Source organism: Polaromonas sp. P3_C2 (assembly GCF_056402675.1).
The window spans coordinates 1-1603 of record NZ_JBFUGX010000825.1 but is presented as its reverse complement, the minus strand read 5'-3'; the positions used below and the strand labels follow the sequence as shown (position 1 = coordinate 1603).

Annotated in this window: 1 protein-coding gene; it reads left to right on the top strand. The window is 63.8% G+C overall.

Annotation, left to right across the window (positions count from 1 at the left end; all coding sequences use genetic code 11):
* Window positions 1-1603, top strand: a 1603-nt coding sequence (locus tag AC1DWI_RS22420) for an excinuclease ABC subunit UvrA (protein ID WP_477725816.1), incomplete at both ends; no start/stop codon positions are given.

Sequence of the window (1603 nt, the reverse complement as noted above, 5' to 3'; positions counted from 1 at the left end):
TACCTGGTGAGCGCGCCTGAAGACGGCGTTGACGCATCGGTGACCGATGGCACCAAGCCTGGGCGCAAGGCGATCTATGAAATCAGCCACTCAACGTTACGCGAGAGTTTCGGGTATTTCAACACGCTGAAAATGCAGGGCGCCAAGGCCGAAATTGCAGCCAAGGTAGTGCGCGAGATCGGCCTGCGCCTGAAGTTCCTCAACGACGTGGGCCTCAACTACCTCAGCCTGGATCGCAGCGCGGAGACACTGTCGGGTGGCGAGTCCCAGCGCATCCGCCTGGCCTCGCAGATCGGTTCGGGCCTGACCGGCGTGATGTACGTGCTCGACGAACCCAGCATCGGCCTGCACCAGCGCGACAACGACCGCCTGATCGGCACGCTCAAGCATTTGCGCGACATCGGCAACAGCGTGCTGGTGGTCGAGCACGACGAAGACATGATCCGCGCGGCCGACCATGTGATCGACATGGGACCGGGTGCCGGCATCCACGGCGGGCGCGTGATGGCGCAAGGCACATTTGACGAAGTCAAGAACAACCCCGACTCGCTCACGGGCCAGTACCTGGCGCAAACACTGAAGATCGCCGTACCCAAACGCCGCACGCCCTGGCTGCCGACGGTCAAGGCGGTGGAAGCGGCGGAGAAAAAGAAAGCCTCGCGCTTTCCGCAAAGCCCGGCGGCCGAGCGCCGCGCCGCGCGCGAAGCGATCCACCAGGCCACGCTGGGCGACATGCAGGCCTTGCGCGTCGTCAACGCCACCGGCCATAACCTCAAAGGCGTGAGCGTCGAATTCCCGGTGGGCCTGTTGACCTGCGTAACCGGTGTCTCCGGCTCTGGGAAGTCCACACTGGTCAACGACACGTTGTATGCGGCCGTGGCGCGCACGCTGTACCGCGCCCATGAAGAGCCTGCGCCGCACGAAGCGATAGAAGGCATCGAGCATTTCGACAAGGTCATCAACGTTGACCAGTCGCCCATCGGCCGCACGCCGCGCAGCAACCCGGCCACCTACACCGGCCTCTTCACACCGATCCGCGAGCTGATGGCCGAAATGAATACCGCGCGCGAGCGCGGCTACGGCGCCGGGCGATTCAGCTTCAACGTGGCCGGCGGCCGCTGCGAAGCCTGCCAGGGCGACGGCGTGGTCAAGGTCGAAATGCACTTCCTGCCCGACGTGTACGTGCCCTGCGATGTCTGCAAGGGCATGCGCTACAACCGCGAAACACTGGAAGTGCAATACAAGGGCAAGAACATCGCGCAGATCCTGGACCTGACCGTCGAGGTGGCCGCCGAGTTCTTCAAGGCGGTGCCGACGATTGCGCGCAAGCTGCACACCCTGCTCGACGTGGGCCTTTCCTACATCAAGCTGGGCCAGGCCGCGACCACGCTCTCGGGCGGCGAGGCACAGCGCGTCAAGCTTGCGCTGGAATTGAGCAAACGCGACACCGGCCGCACGCTGTACATCCTCGATGAACCGACGACCGGCCTGCACTTTGCCGACATCGATTTGCTGCTCAAGGTATTGCACCAGCTGCGCGACGCGGGCAACACGATTGTGGTGATCGAGCACAACCTGGATGTCATCAAGACGGCCGACTGGC